This window comes from Thalassobius vesicularis, assembly GCF_004799325.1.
GTDB classification, from domain to species: Bacteria; Pseudomonadota; Alphaproteobacteria; order Rhodobacterales; family Rhodobacteraceae; genus Thalassobius; species Thalassobius vesicularis.
This window is the reverse complement of sequence record NZ_SSMD01000010.1, coordinates 31,352-55,385: the sequence shown is the minus strand read 5'-3', so window position 1 is coordinate 55,385 and position 24,034 is coordinate 31,352. Positions and strand designations below refer to the sequence as shown.

Sequence of the window (24,034 nt, the reverse complement as noted above, 5' to 3'; positions counted from 1 at the left end):
GAAATCAGCCCAGGCGGGCCAGTCCGTTGTTCAATACGACGACATCGCGTTCCAGCACGCGGGCGCGGAAGGACACGTCGGCCCCGTCCTGCCACATCTCGGTGCGGATGGTTTCGCCGGGGTAGACGGGCGAGGTGAAGCGCAGCTGCAGATGGGTCAGCGCCTCGGAGCGGCCATCGGCCAGCGCCTGTGTGATCGACCACGACGCCACACCCAGCGAGCACAGGCCGTGCAGGATCGGACGGGTAAAGCCAGCCTGCGTGGCGATGGCGGGGTCGGCGTGCAGCGGGTTGTAATCGCCGGACAGACGGTAGATCAGCGCCGCACCCTCGGGGGTCTGGTGGTCGAAATGGCAGTCGGGGGCGCGGTCAGGCAGGGTGTGCACGGGCTTCGTCGGCCCCGACGCGCCGCCAAAGCCGCCGTCGGCGCGGGCAAAGGTGGTGCCGGCGACGGTGGCAATCAGGGTGCCGGTGGCCTTGTCGGTCAGCGTGCGCTCTGAATAGATCAGCGCGCCCTTGCCTTCGCCCTTGTCCACCAGCCCGGTGATGCGGGTCTGGCCGATCAACGTTCCCTTGGCGGGCAGGGGGGCGTGCAAGGTCAGCGACTGTTCGCCGTGCAGCAGTTTCTGCCAGGTGATGCCTGTGTCAGGCTCCATCGCCCAGAAGCCGGGATAGGCCAGCACGTTGACCATCGCGGGCAGGGCGCCAAAGCCCTCGGCGCGTTCGTAGGTGGCGCGCAGATGTGCGGGGTTCAGCGGATCGGTGCCCAGGCCCAGCCCCAACGCGTACAGGATCACGTCGCGGGTGTCATAGCTGTGCTCGATCGGCGCGAATTGGCGCGCCAAGAGCGCGTCTGGATCAATCATGGTATCTCCTCCCATTTGTGGCGAGTTTAGATAGCATGATAATAGTAATCAAGATAATTAATTTGGCGCGGGGGAAATTTTCTGACCCCGGACGCGGCGTCATTTGCGCGGGCCGGTTGGGCGTGATTTTAGCCTGTATTTAGCGGGGAGTCTTGCGCCGATCCGTGATCCGGACCGGCGCATAGGTCAAAGCGATAGCGCGATGCGGCTGCCTTTGGCGCGCGAGCAGCAGGTCATGATGCGATCGCCGCCCGCCCGTTCGGACTGGGTCAACACGCGGTCGCGGTGGTCGATCTCGCCCTCCAGTACGCGCGCCTCGCAGGTGCCGCACAGGCCCTCGCCGCAGTCTTCGGAGATGTCGACGCCCGCCGCGCGCAGGGCATCGTATAGGGTCTGGTCGGCGCGCACTTCGACGCTCAGGCCGCTGTCGCGCAGCTCGGCGGTGAAGGCGTGTTCCTTTTCGGGGTCCAGCATCCCGGCGGCGGCCGAGAAATACTCGTAATGCAGCGCGCCCTCGGGCCAGGTGGAGGCGCGGGCGTCCAGCGCGGCCAGCAACCGCTCGGGGCCGCAAGCATAGACCAGCGTGCCGGGTTCGATGGTCAGGCTGGCCAGATCCAGACGACTGCCCTGATCGGAGAGGTGAAGGCGCAGCGCGTCCATGTGGTCGGTCAGGCGGGTCAGCATCGGCACATGGGCGCGGGTGCGGGCGCAGACATGCAGCACGTAGGGTTTGCCCAGCGATTTCAGCTGGTCAGCCATCGCCAGGATCGGGGTGATGCCGATGCCGCCCGCGATCAGGACGTAGTGGCCGGCGCTTTCGTCCAGCCGGAAGTGATTGCGCGGTCCGGCGATCTGCACGCTGTCGCCCACTTTGAGCGCGTCATGGAAATGGGCCGAGCCGCCGCGCCCTTCAGCCTCGCGCAGGATGGCGATTTCGTAATCCGCACCGGGACGACCGCAGAGCGAGTATTTGCGGCGGAACCCGCCCGAGACCAGATCGATATGCGCGCCGGGGCTGAACGGCGGCAGGGCGCGCCCGCGTGGGTCGGACAGGGTGAAACGCTTGACCCCCTCGCTGTCGGCCGTGATCGCGCTGACGGTGACGCGGCGCAGGATGTTGTCGCGCACAGGCGCCCCGATTTCAAAGCTTAGGCCCTGCGAGAGGATCGCCGGATCGGCGCGTTCGGGGTTCTGTGCCGGGTCCCACTCGACCAGTAGCTTTTCGGGGCCGCGGAAGGACACGTTGGGCAGGTTCCGAAAGGTCTGGCCGGAGACAAGGCGCATGTGGGGCAGGCGGCGGGTGAATTCCTCGAGGAAGATCCGCATCTCCATCCGGCCGATATTCTTGCCCATGCATTGATGTGCGCCATAGCCGAAGGTCAGGTGCTCGACCGCATTTTCGCGATAGATATCAAAGCTGTCGGCGTTTTCCCAATGCTGCGCGTCCTTGTTGGCGCTGGCCTGCACGATCAGAAGCTTGCCGCCCTCGGGGATGTCGACGCCGCCCACCGTGGTCGCCCGCGTCGCGATGCGCCGCCACGCCACGATCGAGCCGGCGACGCGCAGGCATTCCTCGACCGCCGAGGGGATCAGAGCGGGGTTTTCGCACAGCTCCTCCCATGCGTCGCGGTTGTTCAAAAGGGTCCAGAAGGCGTTGGCGGTGGCGTTCGAGGTCGTCTCGTGCGCGGCTGCCAAAATCGCCATCATCATCGAGCGCATGTAGCTTTCGGTGACGATCTCGGGGTGTTTGTTGTGCTGGCGGACGGTTTCGTACATCCAGCCCTCGCCATCCGGATTGGCGATCATGCCGTCCAGAATGCGGTTCGCGGTCTGCCAGAAGCGGCCCACGTTCTCCGAGATTTTCAGCTGTTCCTCGGGCGTCGGACGGCCCCAGGTGTTCAGGGTGTGCGCCACGGCGAATTCGCGCAATTCGGCGGCGCCGTCTTCGGGGACGCCCAGGAAATGCAGCGCCACGGTCAGCGGGATTTCGTAGAAGATGTCGGCGACCAGATCGGCGTGGCCCCGATCAATGAAACGATCCATGTATTGCCGGGTCAGCGCACGCAGGGCGGGTTCGTGCTTGGCCAGGTTTTCGGGCAGGAAATCGTCCAGCAGCAGGCGGCGGCGGGCCATGTGGTCGGGCTCGTCCTCGTTCACCATCGTGCGCTGCATGGCGAAACCGTAGCGTTGCAGGATGGCCATCGCCTCGGGGCCGGCGGGGGTGATTTTTTCCAGCGCGATGGCGGGCGAGAACAGGATGTTGTCGCGGAAAATCGCCTTCACGTCCTCGTACCGGGTGACGACCCAATAGCCCAGTTCCGGCGCATAGAACACCGGCTCGTCCCGCCGCGCCCAGTCCAGCGCGTCGCCGGGATCTTGCTGATAGGCGCCGCTGAACGGGTTGAACCCAGCGGCGCGGGCCGAGATCGGGCAGCCGGTGGGGGAACGCATGTCGCTGTGGATCGGGCAGTCGGAGGGCATGGAATCCTCATTATTTACTTTTATCGCACACTATGATGCATTAAAGATAAAAATACGTTAATTCCTGCCCATGCGTCAAGCGTGGCGGGCAAAGGGGGCATGATGGCTGCATTGCAAACGCTGGACCGGGGGCTGCGCGCATTGTTCCTGATCGGAGGGGCTGAGGACGGCATGAGTGTCGCCGACTTGGCCGCCGCGCTGGAGGTGGACCGCGCCATCGCTTACCGCATTGTGACCACACTGGAGGGGCACGGGCTGGTCTCGCGCCAGTCTGGCGGGCGGCTGATGCTGGGGGCCGGGGTGCTGCGGCTGGAGGGGGCGTTCGTGCCGCAATTCCGCGCGACGGTGCAGGCGCGTCTGGCCGAGCTGGCAGCGCAGACCGGGGCCACCGCGTTCCTGTCGATGGCCGAGGGCGAGGACTGCGTGGCGCTGGTCGTGGCCGAGCCTGAGACCAGTCTGCTGCGCGTGGGCTATCGCGTCGGCAGCCGTCATCCGTTGGAGCGGGGGGCGGCGGGCATCGCCATTCTGGCCGGACGGCGTGCGCGCCCTGACGACAGCGAAGACGTGCGCGCGGCGCGGGCCGAGGGGGTCAGCGTCACGCGTGGGGCCTTGCAGAAGGGAGCCGTGGGCGTGGCCTGCCCGTTGCGGCCGTTCCGGCAGGGCGGGCGGGCGATGGAATGCTCGCTTGGCGTGGTCGCGATGGAGGATCTGGACGTCCCGCGCGCCTCGGCCCTGTTGCGCGAGGCGGCGCAGGAGTTGAACGCCGTGCTGGCCGGTTAATCCAGCGTCCGGCGGAAGCGCAGAAGCGCGATCAGCGACAGCACCAGCACCGTCAGCACCAATGCGAGCAGACTGCCCGAGACGGCCTCGATCCCGGCGCCTTTCAGCATCACGGCGCGGATGAAGCGCAGGAAATGGGTGAGGGGGAAGACCTCGCCCAATATCTGCGCCCAGCCGGGCATGCCGCGATAGGGGAACATGAAACCCGAGATCAACAGCGACGGCAGGAAGAAGAAGAACGTCAGCTGCATCGCCTGCATCTGCGTGCGCGCGACCGTCGAGATCAGGTAGCCCAGCACCAGAAGCGCCAGCACGAACAGCAGGATGCCGCCCAGCAACAGGTGCAGGCTGCCGACGAAGGGCACGCCGAACACCACCTGCGCGGCGCCCAGCACGACCAGCACCTGCACGGCGCTGACGGCGACGTAGGGCAGCAGTTTGCCCAGCATGATCTCGAGCGGGGTGGCGGGCATGGAGAGCAGGTTTTCCATGGTTCCGCGCTCGATCTCGCGGGTCAGGGCCATCGCGGTCATCATCACCATTGTCAGCTGCAGGATCACGCCCAGCAGGCCGGGGACGATGTTGTATTGGGTGATGCCCTCGGGGTTGTAGCGGCGGTGCACGACGACTTGCAGGGATTGCGCGGCCTGGGCGGCGGCCTCGGCCTGGGTGCCCAATTCGCGTTGCAGCGCCTGGGCGGCGACGGTCGACAGCGTGGAAATCGCGCCCGAGGCGACCGAGGGGTCGGTGGCGTCCGCCTCGATCAGCAGGGTGGGCGCGTCGCCGCGCAGCACCCGGCGCCCGAAATCCGAGGGCACGGTCACCACGAAGGACACGTCGCCGCGCGCCAGCAGCGCCTCGGCCTCGGCGGCGGACACCCCGGCCGAGGTGAAACGATAGTAGCCCGTCAGCTCCAGCGCCGAGACGATGGCGCGGCTGAACCGGTCCTGCGTGGGCGCGACCAGCGCCGAGGGCAGCCCCTTGGGGTCGGTGTTGATGGCGAAACCGAACAGCATCAGCTGCATCAGCGGCACCCCCAGCATCATCGCAAAGGTGATCCGGTCGCGGCGCATCTGGATCATCTCCTTGCGCAGCAGGGTCAGCAATCGGGTAAGTGAAAACCAGCGTGTCATGCCATATTGTCCCGCGCTTCGCCCATGAAATGGATGAATACATCCTCAAGGCTGGTTTCTGACGGGCGCAGCGCGCAGCCGGTCTGTTGCGCGACCTGCCGCGCCGAGCGGTCCAGCGCCGCACCATCGCGCCCCACCACATGCAGCGTATTGCCGAAAGGCGCGATCTGATCGACGCCGGGCATTCCGCGCAGGGCGCGGGCGGCGGCGGGGGTTTGCGGGCCCTCCAGCACCAGCGTGGTCAGGCCCGCGCCCTTGACCACTTGGGCGACGGTGCCGGCGGCGACCAGCTTGCCGTAGGCGATATAGTTGATGCGGTGGCAACGCTCGGCCTCGTCCATGTAGTGGGTCGAGACCAGCACGGTCAGCCCGTCATGGGCGCGGGCGTGGATTTCGTCCCAGAACTCGCGCCGGGCCTTGGGATCGACCCCGGCGGTGGGCTCGTCCAGCAGCAGCAGGCGGGGTTTGTGCATGATGCAGGCGGCCAGCGCCAGACGCTGCTTCCAGCCCCCCGACAGCGAACCCGCCAGTTGCTGCCGCCGCGCGGTCAGGCCCAGATCGGCCAGCGTGTCGCGGACATGCTGGCGCGCCGGAGACAGGCCATAAAGGCCCGCGACGAAGGCCAGGTTTTCCTCGATCGTCAGGTCTTCGTAGAAGGAAAAGCGCTGGGTCATGTAGCCGACCTCGCGCTTGATCAGGTGGCCCTGCTGGCGGATGTCCATGCCCAGCACCTGGCCCTCGCCGGCGTCGGGGGTCAGCAGGCCGCACATCAGGCGGATCGTCGTGGTCTTGCCCGAGCCGTTGGGGCCCAGAAAGCCCGAAATCTCGCCCTTGGCGACGGTCAGAGACACGTCATCGACGACGCGGCGCCCGCCGAAGGACTTGACCAGTCCGCGCACGTCGATGGCGGGGGCGGCACTCATTCCGCCAGCTCGACATTGACGATCTGGCCGGGTTTCAGGGCCGTGGCGCCGGATTGGGGGCGGGCCTCGATCAGGTAGACCAGTTTCTGGCGGTTCTCGACCGAGTAGATCACCGGCGGGGTGAATTCGGGCGCGTCCGCAACGTATGTGACCTTGGCCGATTGGCCGTCGCCGCAGGCATCGCATTGGACGCTCAGCAGATCGCCGACGCGCAGCCGCGCGATCTGCGTTTCGGGGACGTAGAGACGCAGTTTCACAGCACCATCCGGCAGCATTTCCAGGATCGGAGCACTTGGGCCGCCAATCTCTCCGACCTTGCGCAGAATGTCGGTGACGGTGCCGGTGTCGGGGGCGTAGAGGTCGCGTTTTTCCAGCAGCCACGCGGTGCGGTCGCGGGCGGATTGGGCGACCTGCACGGCGGCCTCGGCGGCGGCGATGGCTTGCGGGCGGGCGGGCAAGCGGGCGACGGCGAGGTTGGCCTCGATCTCGCGCACTTGCGCCGCGGCGACCTTGCTGGCGGTCACGGCATCGTCACGCTGCGCCTGCGTGGCAGCGCCGGTTTCGGCCAGACGGGTGTAGCGGTCGGCGGTGTGCTGCGCCTCGTCGGCCTTGGCGCGGGCCGAGGCGAGCGTGGCCTCGATCACGGTGATTTCCTCGGGGCGTTTGCCCTCCAGAAGGTCGGCGCGGTTGGCGCGGGCCTGCGCCAGCGCGGCCTCGGCCTGATCCAGCGCGATCTGCGCGGCGCGGTGATCCATGCGGGCCAGCAGGGCGCCTTTTTCCACCCGGTCGCCACGGGTGACGGGCAGGGATTGCAGCTCGCTGGCCTCGATCGGGGCGACCAGGACGTATTCGCCTTCGACATAGCCGGTGGCAAAGGGCAGGGGCGCTGCGCAGCTGGCCAGCAGCGTGGACAGGATCGGAAGCGAGCAGATCATGACGTTGGTCCTTGGTGCGAAAGAAGGCGGCGCAGGTTGGTCAGGGCCATGTTTTCAATGGCTTGTGCCTGCTCTGGGCCCAGTCCGGGCCAGCCCATACGGCGACTGACAAGGGGGGCTGCCAGCCGGAAATAGGCGATCTGGCCCAGCAGCGAGAACACGGTCAGCTTGACCGCGTCGCTTTCGGGGGGCTGGCCGCTGGCGATGGCAAAGAGGGCGGAAAGCTGCCGGTGTTTCGGCTCCAGAAACGCCTCATAGACCTCGTCCATGACGGGGCCGCCCTTCGTCACTTCGCTGAGCATGAAGCGGACGGCGTGTTCCGACCCCGGCGCGCCGCACAGGAAGGCGACGATGCCGCGCAGGACGGTTTCCAGCCGTGCCTGCGCCTGTGCGGCGGTCAGGTCGGGCGGGATGTTGGCGGTCTCGGTCGCGTTGCGGATGCGGCGGGCGACCTCGCGGGCGCAGGCCTGGCGCAACCCGTCCTTGCCACCAAAATGATAGGCAATCAGGGCGATGTTCACCCCCGCCTCGGCCGCGATCGCGCGGGTCGAGGTGCCGTCGTAGCCATGCGTGCCAAACAGCTTTAGCCCGGCGTCGATCAACGCCTTTTGCGCGCCTTCTGGGGGGGAGTCGGGGTGTGTCATGTGGCGAGTTAATCATACGATTGATTAAATCGCAATCCGCAAAGAAACGGCCCGCTCCGGTAGGGGCGGGCCGTGATTTCAGACGCCGTTGTCGAACGGAAAGAAACTGGCCGAGGAGGAGCGACGCCAGCGGGTCAGATACCCGAAACGGTCGTCATCTTCGCGCAGCAGGAAGCCTTCGGGCATGTAGGGATAGACCTCGTCCCCGGTGACCATGTCGCGGTCGTTTTCGCGCATCAGCAGGTGGTGGGGCAGGAATTGCAGCGGGTGGGTCAGGCCGGCGGCCCCGGTCATGTCGCCCAGTGCCTTCAGCGTGTTGCGGTGGAAGTTCAGCACGCGCTGCGCCTTGTCCGGCACCACCAGCGCGCGCTGGCGCTGCTTGTCCTGGGTGGCCACGCCGGTGGGGCAGTGGTTGGTGTGGCAGGCCTGCGCCTGAATGCACCCGATCGAGAACATGAAGCCGCGCGCCGAGTTGGCCCAGTCCGCCCCCAGCGCCAGCGTGCGGGCGATGTCGAACGAGGTCACCAGCTTGCCCGAGGCGCCGATGCGGATGCGGTCGCGCAGGCCGACGCCGCGCAGGGTGTTGTGGGCAAAGGTCAGCCCCTCGACCAGCGGCATGCCCATGTGGTTGGCGAATTCCAGCGGCGCGGCGCCGGTGCCGCCTTCTTTGCCGTCGATCACGATGAAATCCGGGGTGATGCCGGTTTCCAGCATGGCGCGGACGATGCACATGAATTCGCGGCGGTGGCCGATGCACAGCTTGAAGCCGACGGGTTTGCCGCCGGACAATTCGCGCAGCTGGCCGATGAATTCCATCATCTCGATCGGCGTTTCAAACGCGCTGTGCGAGGGCGGCGAGATGCAGTCCTGCCCCATCGGGATATGCCGCGCCTCGGCGATCTCGGGGGTAATCTTGGCGGCGGGCAGCACGCCGCCCTGACCGGGTTTGGCGCCCTGGCTCAGCTTCAGCTCGATCATCTTGACCTGATCCAGTGACGCCGTTTCGGCAAAGCGCGCCGGGTCGAACTGCCCTTCGTCGTTGCGGCAGCCGAAATAGCCCGAGCCGATTTCATAGATCAGATCACCGCCACCTTCCTTGTGGTAGCGGCTGATCCCGCCCTCGCCGGTGTCATGGGCAAAGCCACCCATCTTTGCGCCCTTGTTCAGCGCGAGAATGGCGTTGGCGGACAGCGCGCCAAAGCTCATGGCCGAGATGTTGTAGATCGAGGCGTTGTAGGGCTTGCGGCAATCGGGCCCGCCGATCAGCACGCGAAAGTCGTTGTCGGTGATCTTGCGCGGCCGGATCGAGTGGGTGATCCACTGGTAACCACTGTCGTTGACGCGCTTTTTCGTGCCGAAGGGGCGCTTGTCCTCGACGTTCTTGGCGCGCTGGTAAACGATGTCGCGCGCCTCGCGAGAGAAGGGCACCTCGTCCTCGTCCGCTTCCAGCAGGTATTGGCGGATCTCGGGGCGGATCATCTCGAAGAAATAGCGCAAGTGGCCCAGAATCGGGTAGTTGCGCAGCACCGCGTGCTTGGTCTGGATCAGGTCGCGGATGCCCAACGCGGTCAGACCCGCGCTGATCACGAAGGTCGGCAGCAGCCAGTCCGTCCATATCAAGCCGATCAGCGACCCCAGTGCGGCCAGCGCACAGAGTGCCAAGGGGGTGAAACGCAGGATGGGCATGATCATTCGACAGGCTCCGTTCGGGATGTGGCCCCGTTGATGGCGCGAACCAGCTCGGCCACCCGCGAGGCATTGTCGGGCGCACATGTAAAATCGCCGTTAAGACGATTGTTTTCAAACCCTATTCGGGATTTGCCCCCCAAATTCCGTGCCGCCATCAGGCAGGCGGTCTCTTCCGCGCCAAATGCGCAGACCGCCCAGTCGGTTTCGGGCAGGTGCCGCAGCAGGGCCGAGGCAGGGGCGCCCAGATCCGCCGGGGTGGATTTCTGGCCGGGTGCGTAGCGGCCCAGCACGATCAGCGCCATCAGGTTGTCCGAGGGGATCACGCCGCTGTCGACCAGACGGGCCAGATGCTCGACATCCGAGGTGTCGTACAGGATGTGCTGGACGCCGACGCCCATGTCCTGACAGTCGTGAAAGAACTGCGCGGTGACGGCGTTGCCCTGATCCTGCGTGATCTCGCGCAGTGCGATCGAGGCTGCGGCGGGGCGCAGCGCATAGACCAGCTCGCGCTGCTGTTCGGGGGAGTAATGGCCCACCGCCTCGGTCGTGATCTGCATGTAGAAACCGGGCAGGACGGTTTCGATCTCGGCGATCAGCTCGGCGTACAGACCGGCGTCCAGCACGTGATGCTGGGCCGCGTCGCGGACATGGGCGTGCAGCCCGTCCGCCCCTTCGGCGGCGCAATCGCGGGTGCAGGCGACGATCTCGGGGATGGTCACGGGGACGGCGGGGTGGTCCTTGCGGGTCAGGCGCGCGCCGTTGGGCGCGACCATGATCTGGGGCAGGGGTCTCATGCTGCGAGCGCCGTGTCGATGGCGTGGGTCAGGATCGAGACCAGATCGTCGATCTGGCTGTCCTCGATGATGAACGGGGGGGCCAACAGCACGTGATCGCCGCGCTGCCCGTCGATGGTGCCGCCCATCGGGTAGCAGATCAGCCCGTTGGCAAAGGCTTCGGCCTTGATCCGGGCGTTCAGCTTGCGGGCCGGATCGAAGGGTTCCTTGGTGGTGCGATCCGCCACCAGTTCGACCCCGCGGAACAGGCCGCGGCCACGGATGTCGCCGACATGCGGGTGCTGCCCCAACGAGGAGCGCAGTTTGGCGTCCAGCTTTGCGCCTTGTTCGCGCACGCGGGTCAGCAGATCGCGGTTCAGGATTTCGCCCAGCACCGCGTTGGCGGCGGCGGCGGCCATCGCGTGGCCCATATAGGTGTGGCCGTGCTGGAAAAAGCCCGAGCCCTTGGCGATCGCGTCATAAATCCGCCCCTGCACCAGCAGCGCGCCGATCGGCTGGTAGCCGGCGCCCAGCCCCTTGGCGATGGTGATCATGTCGGGGGCGACGCCGTCCTCTTGGCAGGCGAACAGGTGGCCGGTCCGGCCCATGCCGCACATCACCTCGTCCAGGATCAGCAACACGCCGTGGCGGTCGCAAATCTCGCGGATGCGCTTCAGATAGCCCGGCACGGCAGGCACGGCACCGGCGGTGGCGCCGACGACGGGTTCGGCCACGAAAGCCATCACCGAGTCCGGGCCAAGGCGCTGGATTTCCGCCTCCAGCTCGTCCGCGACGCGCAGGCCATAGGCTTCGACGCTCTCATCCTCGGCCCGGTCACGGTATTCGTAGCAGGGCGAGATATGGGTGGTTTCCACCAGCATCGGCGCGAATTGCGCACGGCGCCATTCGTTGCCGCCGGTGGCCAGCGCGCCCAGCGTGTTGCCGTGATAGCTTTGACGGCGGGCGATGACGCGGTGGCGCTGGGGTTGGCCGATTTCCAGGAAATACTGGCGGGCCAGTTTCAGTGACGCCTCGACCGCCTCAGAGCCGCCGGAGACGAGGTAGACCCGCTCGATCCCTTCGGGGGCATGGGCGACCAGAGTGTCGGCCAATTGCTCGGCCGGGTCCGAGGTGAAGAAGCCGGTATGGGCAAAGGCCACGCGATCCAGCTGGTCATGCAGGGCGGCACGCACGGCGGCGTTGGAATGGCCCAGGCAGGACACGGCCGCGCCGCCCGATCCGTCCAGATACCGCTTGCCGGTGGCGTCGATGAGGTAACAGCCATCACCGGCGGTGGCGACGGGCAGGCTGCCCTTGGTAGAGCGGCCAAAGATGTGGTTGGTCATGGGTTCAGGTCCTGACGACGTAGACGGATTGCTTTGCATGGCGCACGACGCGCGCCGCGTTCGGGCCGAGAAGGTAGTCCTTCAACTCGGGGCGATGAGAGCCGATGACGATCACGTCCACCGCCAGCTTGTCGGCGGCGCGCAGGATTTCGTCATAGATGGTGCCGTGCAGGACGTGCGGGTGCACATCGGTCGCCTCGGGGACGGCCTCGCGGACCCAGTCGGCCAGACGCTGGCCGAAATCGTCCAGCGCGTCCTTTTCAAAGCCCTGCTTGAAGAAGCCGCTGACCTGCGACATCCCGAAATCGGGCAGGACGGACACGACATGCAGCGTGCCGTTGGGGCCCAGCAGGTCCAGCGCGGCCTGCAGGGCGGCGGCGTTTTCGGCGCTGCGGTTCAGATCGACAGTCAGGAGGATGGTCTTGGACATGGCGCGTCTCCTCAGAAGGCGGGTTTGGTCTGGCGGCGACGCTGCAGCATCACCACGAGGCCCAGCAGCAACAGGGCGGGGATGTAGAAGATCTGCTTTGGCATCCGGTGGTTGGGGGACAGCAGGCTGATCACCTCGACCCGGTCATCGGCGTAGAAGTCGAAGGACGACAACTTCTCCTGGAACGGCGTGTTGAACATCGGTTCGTCCAGGAACATCTGGTCGCCCTCGGGCAGCAGGATCAGGCCCGCCGCCTCGGCCCGACCCTGTGCGGGATCGGTCTCGGCGATGTGGTGCAGGACGGTCAGCTGGCGCGGAGTGCCATCGGCGAAGGACGGCCCCGAGACCACGAAGCGGACCGAGTCACCCGGTGCGGCCTCGTCGAACGCCTGGGCCAGCTGGATTGCGGGTTGCTCGATGAACCGGGGTTGGATGCGGTCCAGCCAGAAACCCGGCACGAACAGCGTGAAGGCCACCAGCAGCAGTGCCGCACTTTCCCATTTATGCGAGCGGGCCAGGAAATAGCCCTGCGTCGCGGCGGCGAACAGCAGCATCGCCACGGTCGCCACGCAGAACACAAAGACCGCGTGCAGGATGCCCGGGAAGGTGCCCAGATCGACGCCATACAGGATCAGCGTCGGGTTGTAGATGAACAGGAAGGGCAGGGCCGCCGTGCGCATCGAGTAGAAGAAGGCGGTAAAGCCGGTGCGGATCGGATCGCCCCCCGACACGGCGGCGGCGGCGAAAGAGGCCAGGCCGACGGGCGGGGTCACATCGGCCATGATGCCGAAGTAGAACACGAACAGGTGTGCGGCGATCAGGGGCACGATCAGCCCCTCTTGCGCGCCCAGCGTGACCACGACAGAGGCCATCAGCGACGACACCACGATGTAGTTCGCCGTGGTCGGCAGACCCATGCCCAGGATCAGCGAGAACACCGCCACCAGCACCAGCATGATGAACAGGTTGCCGCCGGCCAGAAGCTCGACCAGGCCCGCCAGTTCGGTGCCGATCGGGGTCTTGGTCACGGTGGCAACGATGATCCCGGCGGCGGCCGTGGCCACACCGATACCGATCATGTTGCGCGCGCCGTCGATCATGCCTTGGGTCAGATCGCCGACACCAGCGCGGAAGGCCGCGACCATGTCCTGCGAGCGGAACAGCGCCTTCAGCGGGCGTTGGGTCAGGATGATCACCAGCATCACCGCGACGGCGTAGAAGGCCGATTTGGCGGGGGATTGCATCTCGATCATCAGGAACCAGACCAGCACCAGGATCGGCAGCAGGTAATGCAGGCCGGTCGGGAACACCTGGCCCACGGTGGGCAGGTGGAAGGTGCGAGCGTTGGGGTCGTCCAGCTCCAGGTCATCCTTGGAGGCGGCGAGTTTCACGCAGGCCACGTAAGCAGCTAGGATCGCGATCAGGATCACCGGACCCGAGATCGACGGCGCAGCCGCCTGCAGCCCCTGCACGCCGTAGACCAGCGCGGTAAAGGCGGTGCCGGTGACGACGAAACCGATGGCGATTTTCAGGAACATCCGGCCCAGATTGGCGGCCTTGCCCAGGGCGGGCATGTCGTTCTTCAGCGCCTCAAGGTGCACGATATAGACCAGCGCGATATAGCTGATCACGGCGGGGATGAAGGCGTGCTTGATGACCTCGACATAAGAAATGCCGACGAATTCCACCATGAGGAAGGCCGCAGCCCCCATCACCGGCGGCATGATCTGGCCGTTGACGGACGATGCAACCTCGACCGCGCCCGCCTTTTCGCTGGAAAAGCCCACGCGCTTCATCAGCGGGATGGTGAAGGTGCCGGTGGTGACCACGTTGGCGATGGACGAGCCCGAGATCAGGCCGGTCATGGCCGAGCCGACCACGGCCGCCTTGGCAGGCCCGCCACGCAGCGCACCCAGACCGGCAAAAGCCAATTGGATGAAATAGTTGCCGGCCCCGGCCTTGTCCAGCAGCGCGCCGAACAGCACGAACAGGAACACGAAGGCGGTGGAGACACCCAGCGGGATGCCGAATACGCCCGAGGTATCCAGCCATTGCGCGTTGACGATCGAGGTCAGCGACAGGCCGGAATGCGAGATGATCTCGGGGATCAGCCAGCCGGTGCCCATGTAGGCGTACAAAAGGAAGATCGAGCCGACCACGGTCAGCGCCGGACCCAGCGCGCGGCGCGACGCCTCGAGCAGAAGGACGATGCCGATGACGCCGACGATGATCTGCGTCTGTGTCGGCAGGCCGGAACGGGCGGTGTCGGACAGCTCGCGCGAGAAGGCGAAGATGTAGAAGGCGCAGCCAGCGGCGGCGAGGCCCATCACCCAGTCCAGCACCGGAATGCGGTCGCGGGGCGAGGATTTCAGCGCAGGGTACGCAAGGAACGCCAGGATCAGCGCAAAGCTCAGGTGAACCGGTCGCGTCTGGGACGAGTTCATCACCGGCAGGTATTCGGCAAACCACAGCTGCGGCTGCGCGATCCACAATTGGAACAGAGACCAGGCAAAGGCCAGAACGGAAATCAGCAGCGCCACGGTCCGGTTGGTCGGTGCGCGGCCCCCGGTATCGGTGCTGGCGACCAGGTCCTGAAGCTCTTCGTCGGTGAATTCGCGCCCTTCGGCGTTTTTGTTCGCGCTCATCTGCCCCTCCCGGCGATGGAACTGGAAAACAAAGGGCCGCCCGATGCGTCAGGCGGCCCTGGATACCGGCAAGGACAGGTCCCGCCGGTGTCCGATCACTTGATCAGGCCGGCTTCGCGGTAGTACTTCTCGGCGCCCGGATGCAGCGGGGCGGACAGGCCGTCCTTGACCATCTGCGCGGGGTCCAGGTTGGCGAAGGCCGGGTGCAGGCCGCGGAACTGGTCGATGTCCGAAAACACTGCTTTGACAAGGTTATAGACCACGTCATCCGGCACGTTGGCCGAAGTCACCAGCGTTGCGCCCACACCAAAGGTCTGGGTGTCCGCGTCATTGCCGCGATACATGCCGCCGGGGATGGTGGCGGTGCGGTAGAACGGGTTGTCGGCGACCAGCTTGTCCACGGCGGCACCGGTCACGTTGACCAGAACGGCGTCACAGGCGGTGGTGGCTTCCTGGATCGAGCCCGACGGGTGACCCACGGTGTAGACCATTGCGTCGATGTTGTTGTCGCACAGCGCCTGGCTTTGCTCGGCGGCTTGCAGCTCCGACGCGACAGCGAAGTCACCCATGGTCCAGCCCAGGGCCTCCATCAGCACTTCCATCGTGCCGCGCTGGCCGGAGCCGGGGTTGCCGACGTTGACGCGCTTGCCTTTCAGGTCTTCGAAGTTCTTCACGCCGGCATCAGCGCGGGCGACCACGGTGAAGGGCTCGGGGTGGATCGAGAAGACGGCGCGCAGTTCCGGGAAGGCACCCTGTTCTTCGAATTTCGAGGTGCCGTTGACGGCGTGGAACTGCCAGTCGGACTGGGCGACGCCGAATTCCAGCTCGCCCGAACGGACGGCGTTGATGTTGTAGACCGAACCACCGGTGGATTCGACCGCGCAACGGATGCCGGTTTCCTTGCGGGACTTGGCCATCATCCGGCAAATCGCGCCGCCGGTGGGGTAGTACACGCCGGTCACGCCGCCGGTGCCGATCGAGATGAACGTGTCCGCCTGCGCCATCGGTGCGGTGACGGCGATGATCCCGGCGGCCAGCCAGGTCTTGGTGAATTTCATGATGTCTCTCCCTGAAATCTGAGGTCGTCCCTCGTGATGCAAATGATTTATTTTGACGCAAAAGATAAATCAAATGATTTTTGTGGCGATTTCAGAAATCACTGCTACATTACCCAAAGCACACGCCAGACTTATGTAGCCCCATGAAAAGAGAAGAAAAAATTCGCGCCAATCTGCGCGGCCTGACGCAAAGCGCGCCGCCAAAGCTGGCGCAATTCGCGCAGTGGATTCAGGACAACCTGCATCAAGTCGCCTTCAATTCGATTCGAGGGCTGGCTCAATTGGCCGATGTGGACTCGAACCTGGTGACGCGGCTGGTGCGTGAATTGGGCTATGGCGGCTTCGATGCGTTCCGGGCCGAGGTGCAGCAGATCGTTCAGCGGACGGGGGCGAGTTACGGGTCGCGGGCGCGGGCGTTGCGGGATCGGTCCGAGGCGGACATCTACGCCGAGGTGATCAGTGCCAGCCGTGAAAACATGAACATGGTCACCGCCCCCGAAAGCATCGCCGGGCTGGACGCCTGTATCGAGCCGCTGCTGACCGCGCGCCGGATCTACGTGGTGGGCGTGCGCAGCTGTTATTCGATCGCGCATTACCTGTCCTATGTCGGCGGCATGGCGTTCGAAAACTTCCAAGAGGTGCCCTCGGTCCCCGGTGCGATCCTGGATCAGATGTGCGCCACCGGCCCAGAAGATATCGTGATTGCAATCACTTACGAGCATTACTCGGCCGAGGTGGTGCGCGCCTGCCAAGTCGCGCAGGACTGTGGCGCGCGGGTGTTGGCGGTGACTGACAGCTACAATTCGCCCATCGCTCGAAACGCGTGGAAGGTGATCCAGCTGCCGATGGCGGGGCCGCAGCTGCTGCCCTCGCTGAACAGCGCCTTTCTGGCGGTCGAGCTGATCTTGGCCGCGATGACGGCCCGCAGCGCGGGGGCCGCCGACAAGGTTTCCAGCTACGAGGACCGCATCACGCGCTTCGGAGGCTACACCGAAGACGGCGGTGTCACATCCCGTTAACCCGGGTTTTCGTATGATTCCCGGCGTTTTTTGTACAACGCCAATCGCGCCTTAGCGGGGGCGCACACCGTCCAGAAACAGCCGGATCGCCATCGCCTGACGCGCGGTGAACGCGGCGGGCGTCGGCAGCGGCAAATCCGGGTCTAACAGGTAGAGCATCACGTTCTCGCCGCTCATGGCGACCAGCAGCTCGGCGGCGGCGGTGATCTGGTCGGGCGGCAGGGCGATGTCCCCGGCAGTTCGGGCGGCGTCGAGCTGTTCGGCCACAAGGCGGGTCAGGTTGTGGAACCCTTCGGTATTCGTGCGCCGGGCCAGCGCGGGAAATTCGCGCGCCCCGGCGATGATGGCGCGCAGCAGCTCTCGCGAGTGGGCGGTGAACTGGCGCTGCGGGCTGCCGCCCAGCAGCAGGGCCAGACGGTCGGCCAGCGGCAGGTCGCGCGCCTCGGGGGGGAGGGGCGGATAGATCTGGCTGATGATCCGCGCGATCGTGGCCGACAGCAGCGCATCGCGGTCGGCAAACATTTCATAGAGCGTCCGTTTGGACATGCCCGACGCGCGCGCTACCTGCGCCATTGTCACGTTGTGCAGGGGCACCTGTTCCAGCAGCGCCATCGTCGCCTCGAGCACAAGCCGGGTGCGATCCTCGGGCGCGATCTGGACGGGGCGACCGCGGCGGGCAGGTTTTTTCGGCGGAGTGTCTGTGCTCATGCGTTAGGCTTTCCGAAGCGTGGGGCGGGTTTGACTTACTTGCTTACTTTACAAAACTAACTGGTTTCTTTAATCCAGATCAAGACATCCGTCGCTACGGCGGCGATCATTTGCCGGAGTCGCCCATGCGAGCCTTTTTTCATCCGTTCCTTCCCCTTGTTGTTGCTGCGGCTTTGATCTTGCCGGTGTCTGTTGAGGCCCAGCAGGCGCGCCCGCCGCAAACCGTGACGGTGGTGACGCTGGCGCCGCAGGACGTGACGCTGACGGTGCGACTGCCGGGGCGGGTTGCCGCCTCGCGCGTGGCCGAGGTGCGGCCGCAGGTGAGCGGGATCATCACGCAGCAGATCTTTGACGAGGGTAAGGCCGTGGCCGCCGGAGAGCCGATGTACCGGATCGACCCGGCCAGCTACGAGGTGAAGATGGCGGCGGCCGAAGCCTCGGTCGCGCAGGCGCAGGCGTCATTGGCGCAGGCCGAACGCGAGGCGAAACGGCAAGAGGAATTGCGCCAGCGGGGCGTTGCGGCGCAACAGGCGCTGGATGATGCGCTGGCGGCCAAGGATGTGGCGGCGGCGGCGGTGAAGGTGGCCGAGGCCAACCTGCTGTCGGCCCGCATTGATCTGGAGCGCACGACGATCACCGCCCCCATCGCGGGTGTCACCGGGCTGAGCGAGGTGTCCGAGGGCGCGCTTGTGACCTCGGGGCAGGCGACGGCGCTGACGGTGATCCGCAAGCTGGACCCGATCTATGTGGACGTGACGCAATCGGCGACCGAGATCCTGAAATGGCGCCGCGCGGGGGGCGTGGTTGATCGCAACGCGCAGGTGGTCAAGCTGGTGCTGGCTGACGGCACGGTGTTCGAACAGTCCGGCACCCTGTCGGCGGCGGAACCGCATGTCGACGAGCAGACCGGCACGATCCTGCTGCGGCTGACCTTTGCCAACCCCGAGCATTTCCTGCTGCCGGGCATGTATGTGCAGGTCGAATTGCCCGAGGGCCATGTTCCGGGCGCGCTGTTGGTGCCGCAAGAGGGCGTCAGCCGGGACCGGCGCGGCCGGCCCGTGGCGATGATCGTGGGCGCGGACAGCAAGGTTGAGCAGCGCGAGCTGGAGATCGTGCGCGATCAGGGGGCGTTCTGGGTGGTGTCCGGTGGCGTGCAGGCGGGCGACAAGGTGATCGTCGAGGGCCTTCAGAAAATCCAGGTCGGCGCGCAGGTCGTGGCCGAAGAACGCGCCGCGCCCGCGGCTGCTGGCAACTGAGCGGCGGGGGCAGTTCATGGCACGTTTCTTTATCGACAGGCCGGTTTTCGCCTGGGTGATCTCGATCCTGATCATGGGGATCGGTTTGTTGTCGATCTTCAGTCTGCCGGTCGCGCAATACCCCGAGATCGCGCCGCCCTCGGTGCGGGTGTCGGCGACGTACCCGGGCGCGTCGGCGGATACGGTGGCGAACACCGTGACGCAGGTGATCGAGCAGCAGATGACCGGCATCGACGGGATGCGGTACATGTCGTCCAGCTCGACCTCGGACGGGCGGTCCAGCCTGACGCTGACGTTCGAGACGGGCACGGACGCGGATGTCGCGCAGGTGCAGGTGCAGAACAAGGTGACGCAAGCCACCAACCAGCTGCCCGAGGCCGTGCAGCGGCTGGGCGTGCAGGTCCAGAAATCCAGCGCGTCGTTCTTTATGGTGATCGCGCTGACATCCGAAGACGGGCGGCTGGAGCAGACCGACCTGTCGGATTACATGACCAGCACGCTGGTGGATGAATTCAGCCGGATCGAGGGCATCGGCGGCGTGCAGGTGTTCGGCGCGAAATACGCGATGCGGATCTGGCTGGACCCGTCCAAGCTGGCGGCGTTCCAGCTGACGCCCTCGGACGTGGTGTCGGCGGTGTCGGCGCAGAACGCGCAGATCTCGGCTGGCTCGTTCGGGGCGCTGCCAGCGGTGGCGGGGCAACAGCTGAACGCCACGATCACCGCGCAATCGCTGCTGTCCACGCCCGAGGATTTCCGCAAGATCGTCGTACGCTCGGCCACCGATGGCGGGCTGGTGCTGTTGCAGGACGTGGCGCGGGTGGAAATCGGGGCGGAAAACTACACGACTATCGCCCGGTTCAACGGCAAACCGGCGGCAGGCATGGCGCTGCAACTGGCGGGCGACGCCAACGCGCTGGACACGGCAGAGCGGGTGAAGGAACGGATCGAGGCGTTCTCGGCCTTCTTCCCCGAGGGGGTCAGCTACACGATCCCGTATGACACGACGCCCTTCGTGAAAATCTCGATCGAGGAAGTCCAGAAAACCCTGTTCGAGGCGATCGGGCTGGTGTTCCTGGTGATGCTGCTGTTCATGCAGAACATCCGCGCGACGCTGATCCCGACGCTGGCGGTGCCTGTGGTCATTCTGGGTACGTTCGGCATCCTGTCGCTGGCCGGGTTCAGCATCAACACGCTGACCATGCTGGCGATGGTGCTGGCGATTGGCCTGCTGGTGGATGACGCCATCGTGGTCGTCGAAAACGTCGAACGCATCATGGAAGAAGAGGGCCTGTCCCCGCGCGAAGCGACGCGCAAGTCGATGGGCCAGATCACCGGCGCGCTGATCGGTATCGCGCTGGTGCTGTCGGCGGTGTTCGTGCCGATGGCGTTCTTTGGCGGCTCGACCGGGGTGATTTACCGGCAGTTCTCGATCACCATCGTCTCGGCGATGGCGCTGTCGGTGCTGGTGGCGCTGACGCTGACGCCGGCACTGTGCGCGACGATGCTGAAGCCGAAGCACGTGCCCTCGCGCCGCGGGCCGGGGGCGTGGTTCAACCGCGGCTTCGGCGGGCTGACCAAGGGCTATGGCGCGACGGTGGGCTATATCATCCGCCGTCCGCTGCGGGTGCTGGTGATCTACGCGGCCTTGGGCGGCGGGGTGGTCTGGCTGTTCCAGAACACGCCCACCGGGTTCCTGCCGAACGAGGATCAGGGCACGCTGATCGCGCTGATCCAGGGGCCGACCGGGGCCACGGCGGAACGCACGCTGGAGACCGTGAAGAAGGTGGAAAACCACTTCCTTGAGACGGAAAAGGACAACGTGAAGGCGATGTTCGGCGTGGTCGGGTTCTCGTTCATGGGGCAGGGGCAGAACGTCGGTCTGGCCTTCGTGCGGATGAAGGACTGGTCCGAGCGCACGCGCCCCGATCAGGGGGTGCAGGCGATTGCCGGGCGGGCCTATGGCGCGCTGAGTGCGATCCGCGACGCGCTGGTCTTTCCGATCGTGCCGCCGCCGGTGCCCAGCCTGGGCAACCTGTCGGGCTTTGACTTTTACCTGCAGGCGCAGGCGGGCCAGAGCCACGAGCAATTGCTGGCCGCGCGCAACCAGCTGCTGGGGATGGCGGCGCAAAGCCCGCTGATCGCCTCGGCCCGGCCGTCGGGGCTGGAGGATGCCGCGCAATTCGCCATCGACATCGACTGGCGTGCAGCGGGCGCGATGGGGGTGTCGCCGTCGGACGTGGGCAACCTGCTGTCCATCGTCTGGGCGGGCTCTTATGTCAATGATTTCAACGACAACGGCCGGATCAAGCGCGTCTACGTGCAGGGCGAGGCGGATGCGCGCGCGACCCCGTCGGACCTGTCGAAATGGCGGGTGCGCAATGCCTCGGGCGGGCTGGTGCCGTTTTCCAACTTTGCCACGACGCGCTGGCAGTTCGGCCCGCAGGGGCTGATCCGCTACAACGGCGTGCCGGCGATGCAGATCCAGGGCAGCCCGGCGGCGGGCGTGTCCTCGGGCGAGGCGATGGCCGAGATGGAGCGGCTGGTGGCGCAGCTGCCACCCGGCTACGCGGTGGCCTGGACGGGGCTGTCGCTGGAGGAGCGCGCCTCGGGCGGGCAGGCGCCGATGCTGTACGCGATGTCGCTGGCGGCGATCTTCCTGTGCTTGGCGGCGCTGTACGAAAGCTGGGCGATCCCGTTCTCGGTGATCCTGGCGATGCCGATCGGGGTGCTGGGCACGCTGGGGGCCGCGTATTTCCTGGGGTTCGAGAACGGCGTGTTCTTCCAGGTCGGCCTGCTGACGGTGATCGGCCTGACCGGCAAGAACGCGATCCTGATCGTGGAATTCGCCCGCGAACGATACGAGCAGGGCGAAAGCCTGTTCGAGGCGATCAAGGCGGCGGCGTTGCAGCGGTTCCGGCCGATCATCATGACCTCGATGGCGTTCACGCTGGGCGTGGTGCCGCTGGTGGTGTCCACCGGCGCGGGGTCGGGCGGGCGTCAGGCCGTGGGCACGGGCGTGCTGGGCGGGACGCTGACGGGCACCTTCCTGGGCATCCTGTTCGTGCCGCTGTTCTTTGCGCTGATCGTGCGGATTTTCGGCCGCCGCAAAAAGATCTAGGCCCGGCGCGGCGCGTCAATCGGGATCGAGCGCGGGCGGCGCAGGAAGTCGCGCAGATGCGCGGGCTCGATCGGTTTGTAGATCAACGGCAGGCTGGCGCGGGCGCAATCCTGCACCAGCTCGGTCGAGCGGTTGGCCGAGATGATGCAGGCCGGGATGTTGCCGCAGACGCCGCGCAGGCGGCGGATGGCGTCCAACCCGTCCAGCCCGTCATCCAGTTGGTAATCGGCGACGATGATGTCGGGGGTCATCTCGATCTCGGCCAGCAGGTCCAGCGCCTCTTGGCAGGATTTGCAGGTCAGCACGTCGACGCCCCATTGTTCCATCGTGATGGTCAGGGCGTTGCGCAGCTCGTCGTCGTTTTCGACCAGCAGCACGGCCAGGTTGGTGAAATCGTTCAGCGCCTGGGACGAGCGGAACACCGGGCTGTGCACCGGGATCGGTTGCGTCTTGGCGCGGGGCAGTTCCACGGAAAACACGGTGCCGCGCCCCACTTCGGAACGCAGGTGCAGCGGGTGTTGCAGCAGGGCGCAGGCGCGGTCGACGATGGCCAGACCCAGCCCCATGCCGTCGGCGGCGCTGGCGGTGGCGTTGAGGCGCTGGAACTCGCCAAAGATGGTGTCCTGTTCGTCCTCGGGGATGCCGGGGCCGGTGTCCCAGACCTCGACCCGGACCTTGCCGGGCAGGTGGCGCAGGCCGACCAGAACCTTGCCCTGCGCGGTATAGCGCACCGCGTTCGAGATCAGGTTTTGCAGGATGCGTTGCAGATAGGTGGCATCCGTGGACACGCGCGCATGGGTGTGCACGACGCGGAAATCCAGCCCCTTGGCGGCGGCCTGTGGGCGGGTTTCGACCTCGAGCTGACGCAGCAGGGTGCCCAGATCGACGGTCGAGATATGGGTGTTGGCCAGCCCGGAATCGAGTTTCGAGATGTCCAGCAGCGCGCCGAGGATGTTTTCCACCGATTGCAGCGCCGAGGACGCCTTTTGCAGCATCCGGCGCGGCTCCAGCTCGGCTTGGCACTCGTTTTCCAGCGAGGCGAGGTAGAGTTTCGCGGCCGACAACGGCTGCAGCAGGTCATGCGAGGCGGCGGCGACGAAGCGGGACTTGGAGGCGTTGGCGCGCTCGGCCTCGGACAGGGCGTCCTCCAGCTCCAGCGTGCGTTCAAAGACGCGGTGTTCCAGCGATTCCTTGGTCTCGGTCATGGCGCGGATGGCCATGCGTTCGGCGGTGATGTCGGTGAAGGAGATCACAAAGCCCTTGTCGGGCATTTCCTGCATGAACACGGCCAGCACCATGTCCATCCCGCGCTGCATCTCGAACGACAGGGGGGCGCGGTCGATGCGGCCGTCGGCCCATGCGATGATCTGGTCCAGCGTGATGCCGTCGGACAGGGTGTAGGCGGTGCGGATATGGGTGCTCATGGCCGCGAAGGTGCTGCCAAGGTGGAAGCGTTTCACCTGCACCGACAGCAGTTCGGGCACGCGGTGGTTCCAGCCGACCAGACGGCCGAAGCTGTCGAAGATGCACACGCCCTGTTTAAGGTGCTCCAGCGTGGCGCGGATCAGGCGGGCCTGGTCGTCGATCAGGCGCTCGCGTTCCTGCCGTTCCAGACGCACGATGTCGGTGACGTCGGTTTGCAGGATCACGGTACCGCCCGAGGGCGTGCGGTGTTCGCTGACCTGAATCCAGCGCTTGCCGGTCAGGCGGACGTTGAAGATGACCGAGCTGTCCTTGTGCCGCTCCATCCGGCGGGATTCCCATTGCTCGGGGGTTTCCGACGGGGGCAGCGAGAGAAACCGCGAGCGGGACACGATGCGCACGTATTCGCGAAAACGCATTCCGGGTTTGAGCTGTTCGCGGATGTCGCCCATATGCATGCCGAAGCGGCTATTGCACATGACCATCACCTCGTCGGCGTTGAACAGGGCGAACCCCTCTTGCACGGTCTCGATGGCGTTGGCGAGGTCGGCGCGGGCGGCCTCGGTTTCCTGGTTGGCGATGGCCAGCTTGGCGTTGGAGTCGTTGAGCAGGTCCAGCGCGCGTTCCAGATCGCGGGTGCGGGCGCGGACCTCGTCCTCTAGCATCACGGCGCGCTGGAACTGGGCGTAGGCGGCGCCGGAACTGTCGGTGTCCTGTTCCACCCGGCGCATCAGAGTGGTGACCACCTTGCGCAGCTTTTCGTTCTGGCGTTCCAGGCTGTCCGAGGTGTTGATCAGGCCGCTGAGCAT

18 protein-coding genes are annotated in these 24,034 nt (G+C 66.0%); 4 read left to right on the top strand and 14 right to left on the bottom strand.

Annotation, left to right across the window (positions count from 1 at the left end):
* Nucleotides 1–4: 4 nt before the first annotated feature.
* Nucleotides 5–865 (bottom strand): MaoC/PaaZ C-terminal domain-containing protein, encoded by an 861-nt coding sequence (locus E7681_RS16750; RefSeq protein ID WP_136340414.1) that lies wholly within the window; start codon nucleotides 863–865, stop codon nucleotides 5–7.
* Nucleotides 866–1,051: 186 nt separating this feature from the next.
* The gene (locus E7681_RS16745; protein WP_136340413.1) at nucleotides 1,052–3,346 is read right to left on the bottom strand and encodes a cytochrome P450/oxidoreductase; all 2,295 of its coding nucleotides are present in this window, start codon (nucleotides 3,344–3,346) and stop codon (nucleotides 1,052–1,054) included.
* Between the two features lie 102 nt (nucleotides 3,347–3,448).
* On the opposite strand from E7681_RS16745, the gene E7681_RS16740 reads away from it, so the two are divergent.
* The gene (locus tag E7681_RS16740; protein ID WP_136340412.1) at nucleotides 3,449–4,126 is read left to right on the top strand and encodes an IclR family transcriptional regulator; all 678 of its coding nucleotides are present in this window, start codon (nucleotides 3,449–3,451) and stop codon (nucleotides 4,124–4,126) included.
* On the opposite strand, the gene E7681_RS16735 is transcribed toward E7681_RS16740, so the two are convergent.
* From E7681_RS16735 to E7681_RS16690, 10 genes are all read right to left on the bottom strand, one after another.
* Nucleotides 4,123–5,259, bottom strand: a complete 1,137-nt coding sequence (locus E7681_RS16735) for an ABC transporter permease (RefSeq protein WP_136340411.1) — start codon at nucleotides 5,257–5,259, stop codon at nucleotides 4,123–4,125. The two genes, E7681_RS16740 and E7681_RS16735, sit on opposite strands and share 4 nt — an antisense overlap.
* Nucleotides 5,256–6,182: an ABC transporter ATP-binding protein gene (locus E7681_RS16730; protein ID WP_136340410.1), complete on the bottom strand. Its 927-nt coding sequence runs from the start codon at nucleotides 6,180–6,182 to the stop codon at nucleotides 5,256–5,258. Before E7681_RS16730 ends, E7681_RS16735 begins: the two co-directional genes overlap by 4 nt.
* Nucleotides 6,179–7,117 carry an HlyD family secretion protein gene (locus tag E7681_RS16725; RefSeq protein ID WP_136340409.1) on the bottom strand — a complete coding sequence of 313 codons (939 nt, stop codon included), beginning with the start codon at nucleotides 7,115–7,117 and terminating at the stop codon, nucleotides 6,179–6,181. Before E7681_RS16725 ends, E7681_RS16730 begins: the two co-directional genes overlap by 4 nt.
* On the bottom strand, nucleotides 7,114–7,761 hold the full coding sequence (locus E7681_RS16720) for a CerR family C-terminal domain-containing protein (protein WP_136340408.1): 648 nt from the start codon (nucleotides 7,759–7,761) through the stop codon (nucleotides 7,114–7,116). The genes E7681_RS16725 and E7681_RS16720 overlap by 4 nt, the downstream gene beginning before the upstream one ends.
* A 78-nt stretch (nucleotides 7,762–7,839) precedes the next feature.
* Nucleotides 7,840–9,453 (bottom strand): FMN-binding glutamate synthase family protein, encoded by a 1,614-nt coding sequence (locus E7681_RS16715; RefSeq protein ID WP_425471403.1) that lies wholly within the window; start codon nucleotides 9,451–9,453, stop codon nucleotides 7,840–7,842.
* Complete coding sequence (locus tag E7681_RS16710; protein WP_136340407.1) at nucleotides 9,450–10,244, bottom strand: beta-keto acid cleavage family enzyme; 795 nt, start codon at nucleotides 10,242–10,244, stop codon at nucleotides 9,450–9,452. Before E7681_RS16710 ends, E7681_RS16715 begins: the two co-directional genes overlap by 4 nt.
* Nucleotides 10,241–11,569, bottom strand: coding sequence for an aspartate aminotransferase family protein (locus E7681_RS16705; protein ID WP_136340406.1), 1,329 nt, complete (start codon nucleotides 11,567–11,569; stop codon nucleotides 10,241–10,243). The genes E7681_RS16710 and E7681_RS16705 overlap by 4 nt, the downstream gene beginning before the upstream one ends.
* Nucleotides 11,570–11,573: 4 nt before the next feature.
* Nucleotides 11,574–11,999, bottom strand: a complete 426-nt coding sequence (locus E7681_RS16700; protein WP_136340405.1) for a universal stress protein — start codon at nucleotides 11,997–11,999, stop codon at nucleotides 11,574–11,576.
* 11 nt (nucleotides 12,000–12,010) lie between these two features.
* A complete protein-coding gene (locus tag E7681_RS16695; protein ID WP_136340404.1) occupies nucleotides 12,011–14,644 on the bottom strand; it encodes a TRAP transporter permease in 2,634 nt (877 codons plus the stop codon).
* 95 nt (nucleotides 14,645–14,739) lie between these two features.
* On the bottom strand, nucleotides 14,740–15,702 hold the full coding sequence (locus E7681_RS16690) for a TAXI family TRAP transporter solute-binding subunit (protein ID WP_136340403.1): 963 nt from the start codon (nucleotides 15,700–15,702) through the stop codon (nucleotides 14,740–14,742).
* A 143-nt stretch (nucleotides 15,703–15,845) separates the two neighbouring features.
* Between E7681_RS16690 and E7681_RS16685 the strand changes: the two genes are divergently transcribed.
* Nucleotides 15,846–16,721, top strand: a complete 876-nt coding sequence (locus E7681_RS16685) for a MurR/RpiR family transcriptional regulator (protein WP_136340402.1) — start codon at nucleotides 15,846–15,848, stop codon at nucleotides 16,719–16,721.
* A gap of 51 nt (nucleotides 16,722–16,772) precedes the next feature.
* Here E7681_RS16685 and E7681_RS16680 read toward each other — a convergent pair whose 3' ends face one another.
* Entirely contained in the window at nucleotides 16,773–17,429 is a 657-nt protein-coding gene (locus E7681_RS16680) for a TetR/AcrR family transcriptional regulator (RefSeq protein WP_136340401.1), read from the bottom strand.
* Between the two features lie 125 nt (nucleotides 17,430–17,554).
* On the opposite strand from E7681_RS16680, the gene E7681_RS16675 reads away from it, so the two are divergent.
* Both E7681_RS16675 and E7681_RS16670 read left to right on the top strand, forming a co-directional pair.
* Nucleotides 17,555–18,685, top strand: coding sequence for an efflux RND transporter periplasmic adaptor subunit (locus tag E7681_RS16675; protein ID WP_136340400.1), 1,131 nt, complete (start codon nucleotides 17,555–17,557; stop codon nucleotides 18,683–18,685).
* Between the two features lie 16 nt (nucleotides 18,686–18,701).
* Nucleotides 18,702–21,803, top strand: coding sequence for an efflux RND transporter permease subunit (locus E7681_RS16670; protein WP_136340399.1), 3,102 nt, complete (start codon nucleotides 18,702–18,704; stop codon nucleotides 21,801–21,803).
* Here E7681_RS16670 and E7681_RS16665 read toward each other — a convergent pair.
* Nucleotides 21,800–24,034 (bottom strand): hybrid sensor histidine kinase/response regulator, encoded by a 2,235-nt coding sequence (locus E7681_RS16665; RefSeq protein WP_136340398.1) that lies wholly within the window; start codon nucleotides 24,032–24,034, stop codon nucleotides 21,800–21,802. The two genes, E7681_RS16670 and E7681_RS16665, sit on opposite strands and share 4 nt — an antisense overlap.

Excerpts from the sequence above, each read along its gene's own strand:
- E7681_RS16730 (WP_136340410.1), bottom strand. The coding sequence starts at position 6,182 with ATGAGTGCCGCCCCCGCCATCGACGTGCGCGGACTGGTCAAGTCCTTC.
- E7681_RS16685 (WP_136340402.1), top strand. The coding sequence starts at position 15,846 with ATGAAAAGAGAAGAAAAAATTCGCGCCAATCTGCGCGGCCTGACGCAA.
- E7681_RS16735 (WP_136340411.1), bottom strand. The coding sequence starts at position 5,259 with ATGACACGCTGGTTTTCACTTACCCGATTGCTGACCCTGCTGCGCAAG.
- E7681_RS16740 (WP_136340412.1), top strand. The coding sequence starts at position 3,449 with ATGGCTGCATTGCAAACGCTGGACCGGGGGCTGCGCGCATTGTTCCTG.
- E7681_RS16680 (WP_136340401.1), bottom strand. The coding sequence starts at position 17,429 with ATGAGCACAGACACTCCGCCGAAAAAACCTGCCCGCCGCGGTCGCCCC.
- E7681_RS16700 (WP_136340405.1), bottom strand. The coding sequence starts at position 11,999 with ATGTCCAAGACCATCCTCCTGACTGTCGATCTGAACCGCAGCGCCGAA.
- E7681_RS16670 (WP_136340399.1), top strand. The coding sequence starts at position 18,702 with ATGGCACGTTTCTTTATCGACAGGCCGGTTTTCGCCTGGGTGATCTCG.
- E7681_RS16720 (WP_136340408.1), bottom strand. The coding sequence starts at position 7,761 with ATGACACACCCCGACTCCCCCCCAGAAGGCGCGCAAAAGGCGTTGATC.
- E7681_RS16690 (WP_136340403.1), bottom strand. The coding sequence starts at position 15,702 with ATGAAATTCACCAAGACCTGGCTGGCCGCCGGGATCATCGCCGTCACC.
- E7681_RS16710 (WP_136340407.1), bottom strand. The coding sequence starts at position 10,244 with ATGAGACCCCTGCCCCAGATCATGGTCGCGCCCAACGGCGCGCGCCTG.
- E7681_RS16725 (WP_136340409.1), bottom strand. The coding sequence starts at position 7,117 with ATGATCTGCTCGCTTCCGATCCTGTCCACGCTGCTGGCCAGCTGCGCA.
- E7681_RS16665 (WP_136340398.1), bottom strand. The coding sequence starts at position 24,034 with ATGCTCAGCGGCCTGATCAACACCTCGGACAGCCTGGAACGCCAGAAC.
- E7681_RS16675 (WP_136340400.1), top strand. The coding sequence starts at position 17,555 with ATGCGAGCCTTTTTTCATCCGTTCCTTCCCCTTGTTGTTGCTGCGGCT.
- E7681_RS16695 (WP_136340404.1), bottom strand. The coding sequence starts at position 14,644 with ATGAGCGCGAACAAAAACGCCGAAGGGCGCGAATTCACCGACGAAGAG.
- E7681_RS16715 (WP_425471403.1), bottom strand. The coding sequence starts at position 9,453 with ATGATCATGCCCATCCTGCGTTTCACCCCCTTGGCACTCTGTGCGCTG.
- E7681_RS16745 (WP_136340413.1), bottom strand. The coding sequence starts at position 3,346 with ATGCCCTCCGACTGCCCGATCCACAGCGACATGCGTTCCCCCACCGGC.
- E7681_RS16705 (WP_136340406.1), bottom strand. The coding sequence starts at position 11,569 with ATGACCAACCACATCTTTGGCCGCTCTACCAAGGGCAGCCTGCCCGTC.
- E7681_RS16750 (WP_136340414.1), bottom strand. The coding sequence starts at position 865 with ATGATTGATCCAGACGCGCTCTTGGCGCGCCAATTCGCGCCGATCGAG.